The 6,604-nt window shown below is 68.0% G+C and carries 7 protein-coding genes and 1 pseudogene; 5 read left to right on the top strand and 3 right to left on the bottom strand.

The window, feature by feature from the left end; all coding sequences use genetic code 11:
• Both QSG27_RS26850 and QSG27_RS26855 read left to right on the top strand, forming a co-directional pair.
• A pseudogene (locus tag QSG27_RS26850) lies at nt 1-305 on the top strand (hypothetical protein); the annotation flags it as partial.
• Nucleotides 306-555: 250 nt separating this feature from the next.
• Nucleotides 556-780, top strand: coding sequence for a ChaB family protein (locus tag QSG27_RS26855; RefSeq protein ID WP_306711628.1), 225 nt, complete (start codon nt 556-558; stop codon nt 778-780).
• Nucleotides 781-823: 43 nt separating this feature from the next.
• On the opposite strand, the gene phoU is transcribed toward QSG27_RS26855, so the two are convergent.
• The gene (phoU, locus tag QSG27_RS26860) at nt 824-1,534 is read right to left on the bottom strand and encodes a phosphate signaling complex protein PhoU (protein ID WP_306711630.1); all 711 of its coding nucleotides are present in this window, start codon (nt 1,532-1,534) and stop codon (nt 824-826) included.
• Nucleotides 1,535-1,733: 199 nt separating this feature from the next.
• Between phoU and QSG27_RS26865 the strand changes: the two genes are divergently transcribed.
• Nucleotides 1,734-3,020, top strand: a complete 1,287-nt coding sequence (locus tag QSG27_RS26865; RefSeq protein ID WP_306711632.1) for a pentapeptide repeat-containing protein — start codon at nt 1,734-1,736, stop codon at nt 3,018-3,020.
• Between the two features lie 20 nt (nt 3,021-3,040).
• On the opposite strand, the gene QSG27_RS26870 is transcribed toward QSG27_RS26865, so the two are convergent.
• Nucleotides 3,041-3,565 carry a MarR family winged helix-turn-helix transcriptional regulator gene (locus QSG27_RS26870; protein WP_306711634.1) on the bottom strand — a complete coding sequence of 175 codons (525 nt, stop codon included), beginning with the start codon at nt 3,563-3,565 and terminating at the stop codon, nt 3,041-3,043.
• 384 nt (nt 3,566-3,949) lie between these two features.
• On the opposite strand from QSG27_RS26870, the gene aguB reads away from it, so the two are divergent.
• Nucleotides 3,950-4,846 carry an N-carbamoylputrescine amidase gene (aguB, locus tag QSG27_RS26875; protein WP_306711636.1) on the top strand — a complete coding sequence of 299 codons (897 nt, stop codon included), beginning with the start codon at nt 3,950-3,952 and terminating at the stop codon, nt 4,844-4,846.
• 24 nt (nt 4,847-4,870) lie between these two features.
• Here the strand turns inward: aguB and QSG27_RS26880 are convergent, their stop codons facing one another.
• Nucleotides 4,871-5,524 carry a putative metalloprotease CJM1_0395 family protein gene (locus tag QSG27_RS26880; protein ID WP_306711638.1) on the bottom strand — a complete coding sequence of 218 codons (654 nt, stop codon included), beginning with the start codon at nt 5,522-5,524 and terminating at the stop codon, nt 4,871-4,873.
• Nucleotides 5,525-5,764: 240 nt separating this feature from the next.
• On the opposite strand from QSG27_RS26880, the gene QSG27_RS26885 reads away from it, so the two are divergent.
• On the top strand, nt 5,765-6,604 hold an 840-nt coding region (locus tag QSG27_RS26885), incomplete at its 3' end, for a polysaccharide biosynthesis/export family protein (RefSeq protein ID WP_306711639.1).

The raw sequence follows: 6,604 nt of genomic DNA on the forward strand, positions 1-6,604 counted from the left end.
CACCCGCCCAGGCGGCTCCCCAGCCCGCCGTGGCGGAGGGCAGCCGCCCCGCCGGCACCAATCCCCCGCCGGTCGATGCCGTCGAGGCGCGGCTGCGCGACACCGCCCGCGGGTGCCTGAACGCCTACCGCGGCTGGCGCCAGCAACCGGGCGAGTCGTCGATCCAGACGCTGTCGGAGGCGGTGCACGAGTTGCGCAAGGCCCTGGCCCGCATCGAGATCGACATGTCGGCCAGCCGCCGCGAAGAGCAGGCGATTCGGCCCATTCCGATCCCGGCCCATCGCACCGCGCGCCGCACGCCGTAAGACCGAGCCATCCGAACGGGTCGTCGTGGCACTGCTTGGGTTGTCGGAAAGCCCTTCCCCACTGGTTGGGGAAGGGCTTTTTCATGGGCTTCCGGATTTGTGGCCGGCGCCGGGGGCATAGGCCGTGGACATAGGTCTCCGGCCCAGGGCGCCTACCTCCAACGCATCAGGAAAAAGCCCTACAGGCTCCGGTGGAATACAGGTTATAGTGGAGAGAACGAACCAATCATAAATCCCGGAGGAACGCCCCATGACCTTCCGCAGGAACACCGAGCTGCCCGAGTCGGTAAAGCGGTGCCTGCCGCTGCCCGCGCAGGACATCTACCGGTCCGCCTTCAATCATACCTGGCAAGCCTGCCGGTCGCCGGAGGCGCGTCACGCGATGCAGCGCGAACTGCTGGCACACAAGGTCGCCTGGGCGGCGGTCCGGCGGCGGTACGAGCCGGACGGGAGCGGCTGGCGCCCCAAGCATTGAGGCGCCGCCAAGCCCTGCCGATGGACGCGCCGCACGCGCGTCCTTACCCTTTCTCCACCACGGTGTAGCTGCTGAGGTCGCCCTTGGTCCGCTCCTCGGACGGCAGGCGGCCCTGGACGATGTAGCAGATGTTCTCCGCCACGTTCGTGGCGTGGTCCCCGGCGCGCTCGATGGACTTCGCCACGAACAGCAGGTGGGTGCAGCCGGTGATCTGCGTCGGCGATTCCATCATGTAGGTCAAAAATTCGCGGAACAGGCTGGTGTAGGCCGCATCGACCTGCCCATCCCGGTTGCGGACGGCCATCGCGCGCTCGGCGTCCTGGGCGTCGTAGGCGGCCACCACGTCGCGGATCATGCCGAGAACCGTCTCTCCCATCCAGGCCAGCGATGCGGCGGGAGGCTCCACCGGCAGCGCCGCCAGGGTGACGGCGCGCTTGGCGACCGATCCCGCGAAATCGCCCATGCGCTCCAGGTTCGAGGCGATCTTCAGGGCCGACACGATGTCGCGCAGATCCTTCGCCATGGGCTGGCGCAGGGCCAGGAGCCGGACGCTCAGCGCCTCCAGCTCCAGCTCCAGCCGGTCGATCTCGGCGTCCGATTCGATCACGCGGGTGGCCTTGCCGGCGTCCCGCTCCGCGATGGCCTCCAGAGCGGCGGCGAACTGGCCTTCCACCAGCCGCCCCATGGTCACGATGATCTGATGCAGCCGCGCCAGTTCGGCGTCGAAGGCCGCTACCGTGTGTCCGCCGGTCATTTCGAACTCTCCCCATTTCCCTTCGCCGCGCCGGTCCGGCGTCGCATCGCGCCCGGCCGCGGAACAGCATGTTAACAATTAAACCAGATTATCTTATGACACTTCCAACGCGCTGGAGTAACCGCGCCCAGAACCCTGCGCCGCGCCGGGAACGGGCCGATTGTCGGACGGGGTCATGACGCCACATGAGTTGGTTGCCGTGCTGGATAAGCACGAGCGTTGGCTGAAGAACCGGTCGGGCGGCAACCGCGCCAACCTGACCATGGCCAACCTGGAGGGATCGAACCTCGCCGGGGTAGAATTGACGCAGGGCAAGCTGTCGGGGGCCAACATGGCCCATTGCGACCTGTCCAACGCGAATCTCAGCCACGCCGACCTGTTCGCCGCCCATCTGACGAAGGCCGATCTGACCGGCTGCAACCTCTACCGGGCCGATCTGCGCGGCGCCCACATGCGCGGCGCCAAGCTGAAGCGGGCCATTTTGAAAGAGGCCGACCTGCGCGGCGGCGCCCTGCTCTACGGCGGGTCCGGGGCGAACGGCGGCAAGGGTCTGGATTTCGTGCGGTCCGACCTGTCCGGCAGCGACATGGACGACGCGATGATGTCGAACGCCAACCTGTCCGGCGCCGACCTGACCGACGTTTCGATGAACGGGGCGGATTGCGAAGGCGCGCTGATGGCCGGGGCCACGCTGATGCGCTCCACCATGAAGAACTGCAACCTCGCCCGCGCCGATCTGCGCGGCTGCAATCTGTCCGGCGTCAATCTTCAAGGGGCCGTCCTGCGCGACGCCAACCTGAACGGCGCCGTGCTGGCCGGCGCCAACCTGCGCAACGCCGACCTTCAGGGCGCGAAGATGGAGGGGGCGGACCTCGCCGGGGCGGACACCACCGGCGCCAACATGGCGCGCTCCGCCGAGAATTTCTCGATCCAGATCCAGGAAGCGCTGCACAATCACTACACTTGGATCAACACCAACGGCGCCATGGGCTCGCGCGCCGACCTCAGCGGCGCGGACCTGTCGCACATCGACCTTCACGGAGTGAACCTGTCGGGTGCCAACCTGCGCGGGGTGCGGCTGGTCGGTGCCAAGATGCGCGATTCCCTGCTTATCATGTGCGACATTTCCGCCGCCGACCTGACCGGCAGCGACTTCAGCGGCGCCATCCTCGACGGGGCGACCCTTCGTGGCACGAACCTCTCCGGCGCGCGCTTCGACGGGGCAGGCATCGGCTGGGTCGATATAAAGGGTCCGGACGGCAAGCCGACCGGGCGGCTGTGGGCGGCGAACCTGACCGGCAGCAACTTCACCGGGGCCTCCTGCATCCGCACCAACATGCGCGGAGCGAATCTGGCCGGCTGCGACTTCTCCAACGCCGACCTGACCGGAGCCATTCTCAGCGACGCGAACATCCGCGACGCGCGCTTCACCAGCGCCAACCTGACCGGAGCCAGCCTGCCGCCGCCGCCCGATCTCGACGACTGATCCGCCTGCCGCGCCGCCTGTCACCCCAAATCGTCGTCGGCGCCGATGGGCGGCAAGGCGTCGAGGTTGGCGGACACGCGGCGCAGCACGCTGATGGTGAGCGCCAGTTCGCCCGGAGAGATTCCCTGGGTGGCGGTCTCCTCGATCTCCTCCACGCAAGGCAGGATGTCGGCCCGCAGCGCCTTGCCCTTCGGCGTCAGGTAAATGTTCACCTTGCGCCGGTCGTGGGGGTTGCGCACCCGCTGGACGAGGTCGCACCGTTCCAGATTGTTCAGCGCGGTCACGGTGGTGGGTTCCATCATGCCGACCCGCTGGCTCAGTTCGCGTTGCGTGAGGCCGTCCTCCTCCCACAGCGCGCGGAGGAAATACCATTGCCCCATGCTGACGCCGTGATCAGCCACGCGGTTTTGCAGCGCTCGCGTGATGGCGCGATGCACCTCCCGCGCGGCACGGGGCAGGGTGATGCCGGACTGGGGGAACGTGTCGGCATACTCCCCGTCCGGCACCGGGAACATCGGCTCCTGTCTCTTGAAACGCCCAACCATGACGACGATCTCTCGGCAGCCGTCCGTCAAGCCGGTGGTCCGGTGCAGCGGACAAAATCAACTTCTCCGATCATAGCTTTTCTCGGAAAAAGCGCAAAGAAAATATGAAATTAAATTTTTTGTGCGTGCAACAATATGCCGGACATCCGCAACGCGGGTCATCATAGCCACTCTTTCGTAATTGTGCGTATGACTGTCGAATTCTGCACCCCTCTCCGGCCGGAGCGGGCCGCCGGACAGACCGCCCGGCCCCAAACGCGCGCAAATCTGAAACGCTCGGGAATTCTGAAAGGTTTATGACAGGGTGGAGATTGGGTTGCGCGCCCGGCCTTCCGCCGACTAACACGGCACAGCACCAACGCAAGAGCACAGGAGCACCAGCTTATGCGCCCCACCATTGGACGCACCGTCACCGTCGCGGCGACCCAGATGGCCTGCGGTTGGGACCGCGAAGCCAATGTGAGCGGCGTCGAACGCCTCGTCCGCGCGGCGGCGGCGCGCGGCGCGCAGATCATCCTGCCGCAGGAACTGTTCGAGACACCTTACTTCTGCAAGGACCAGAAGCAGGATCTGTTCGCCCTCGCCCACCCGGCGGCGGAACATCCGGTGATCGCGCGGATGAGCGCGCTCGCCCGCGAACTGTCCGTGGTGATCCCCACCAGTTTCTTCGAGCGGGCGCAGAACGCCTATTACAATTCGCTGGCGATGATCGACGCGGACGGCTCGGTCCTCGGCGTCTACCGCAAATCCCACATCCCGGACGGCCCCGGCTACCAGGAGAAATACTATTTCAACCCCGGTGATACCGGCTTCCAGGTCTACAGGACACGTTACGCCGCCATCGGCTGCGCGATCTGCTGGGACCAGTGGTTCCCGGAATCGGCCCGCGCCATGGCGCTGAAGGGGGCGGAGATCCTCTTCTACCCCACCGCCATCGGGTCCGAGCCCCAGGACGGCTCGCTGGACAGCCAGGCCCATTGGACGCGGGTCATGCAAGGCCACGCCGGGGCCAACCTGATGCCGCTGGTCGCCTCCAACCGCATCGGGCGGGAAGAGGGCGATGCCTGCGGGATCACCTTCTATGGGTCGTCCTTCATCGCCGGGCCGACCGGGGAACTGGTGGCGCAGGCCGACCGGGAGAGCGAGACGGTTCTGACCGCCAGCTTCGACCTGGACCGCATCGCCGCCCAGCGCGCGTCGTGGGGCATCTTCCGCGATCGCCGCCCGGAGCTTTACGGCCCGCTGCTGACCCTCGACGGACAGACATCCGTCCATCGGTGAGAACCGGAATCGGACCGTCCGGCGTCAGACCATGATGCCGGCGGTGCCGGTCCGCCGGCCAATCCCGTAGGCCGACGCATACGCCGCCGTGCCGCGCGCCGCCAGCGCCGGTGCGGCGGTGTCGCTTCCCGTCACGCCGTCCTCCCCGTTGCGAGAGTCGCCGCTCCGCGCGCCCTGCCCCGGGCCTTTCCGCATTTCCTGCTGCGCCTGCATCTTGGCGGCGTCGGCTTGCTGGGCGACGCGGAGGTCCTGGGCGGACGGGTCGGACGGGGCCAGCGCCGCCGCCTTGACCGTATCCATCTTGCGGGCGGTGGCTTCGGGATCGCTCTCCGCGCTGACATCCACCTGCACTTCGCCGGCGGTCGCGTAGTTCTTCCCGTCCGGCCCGCGGGTGAAGGTGAAGGAGGCGCCGCCCGCATGGGGGCCGCCCGCCGCCTGATGCGCCGCCTCGTGCTGGCGGACGCTGGCGTCGATGCGCTTGAGTTCCTGAACCTGCCGCTGCTGATCGTCGGTCAGCTTGCCGGGAAGACCGGCGGCGGTTTGGCCCGTCTCTTTTTGATCGGTGGGTTGGGCCTGATCGGCGGAAGGAGCGCCGTCCTGCTTCCGGTCGCGCGCCGGCAGGCCGGTCCGCAGGACCGGCAGCCCATGAACGCCACTGGACGATACACCCGCAACCATGGCCCGCGGCTCCTGCGCGCTCCACGCGACGGACCAAATCTACACGCGCGGCGGCGCCGCGGCAACGCTGCTTGAGCATTGCCTTTTTCACGAACCGCACGCATTAGTATTCCTATTGCCCGGCCTTGCCGATCATGGGGATGCCATATCACGGGGTCTTAGCCATTTATGTTTGCCGCTGCGCGCAGAATACTCGCCTGGTTGGTGCCATTGGCGGCGTTGGTGCTGTGGGCGTACGCCGTGTCGGCTGCCGAACCGGGGCGCACAGCACCCGTTGCCCGAAATCCGGCAACGCCATCATCGGCAGCCCCGGCCCTCCCCAGCCCGGACACGCTGTCTCCGGTCGAGGCCGCCTACAGCGAGCGGGCCGGCACGGTCCTGCGCCAGTTCGGCTACGACCAGTTCGGCAACGACCCTTCCGGTCAGGAACCGGGCCGGCGCGACGGTTCGGGCGGCGTGCAGGCGGATTACACGCTCGGTCCGGGCGACGAGCTTCTGGTGACCCTGCGCGGCCAGAAATCCTCCAGCAAGCGCCACACCATCGACGGGACGGGGCTGCTGACCGCCGACGACGTGCGGCCCGTGGTGGCGCAGGGGCTGACCCTGGCGGAACTGCGCACCCAGCTTTCCGACGCCGTGACGGCCTCCTTTCCCGACACCGACGTGTATGTCTCGGTGACCGGGACCCGGCGCATCGGCGTTCTGGTGACCGGCGCCGTCGCCCGCCCGGGCCGGCAGGAGGTCGGCGCCTTCGCCACGCTGATCGATGCACTGACCGTGGCGGGCGGCGTCACCCGAGGCGGATCGCTGCGCCGCATCCGCCTGTTCCGGTCGGGCGCCGTGCCAAGCGCCGCCACCGCCAGGCTGCCCATCGACCTGTACGAGCTGTTCATGACCGGGGACGGCACGAACGCGGGCATCCGGCTGCGCGACGGCGACCGCATCTTCGTGCCGCCGCTCGGCCCCACCCTGGCGCTGGCCGGTCCGCTGAAGCGCCCCGGCGTCTACGAGCTTCCTCCCGGGCAGGACCGCCTGCCGGCCGCGGCGGCGCGGGACATGGCCGGCGGCCTTCTGCGGCCC

It is taken from the genome of Azospirillum isscasi (assembly GCF_030849505.1).
Taxonomy (GTDB): Bacteria; Pseudomonadota; Alphaproteobacteria; order Azospirillales; family Azospirillaceae; genus Azospirillum; species Azospirillum isscasi.

Coding starts and splice junctions, on each gene's coding strand:
- QSG27_RS26855 (WP_306711628.1), top strand. CDS start 556: ATGACCTTCCGCAGGAACACCGAGCTGCCCGAGTCGGTAAAGCGGTGC.
- QSG27_RS26870 (WP_306711634.1), bottom strand. CDS start 3,565: ATGGTTGGGCGTTTCAAGAGACAGGAGCCGATGTTCCCGGTGCCGGAC.
- phoU (WP_306711630.1), bottom strand. CDS start 1,534: ATGACCGGCGGACACACGGTAGCGGCCTTCGACGCCGAACTGGCGCGG.
- QSG27_RS26880 (WP_306711638.1), bottom strand. CDS start 5,524: ATGGTTGCGGGTGTATCGTCCAGTGGCGTTCATGGGCTGCCGGTCCTG.
- aguB (WP_306711636.1), top strand. CDS start 3,950: ATGCGCCCCACCATTGGACGCACCGTCACCGTCGCGGCGACCCAGATG.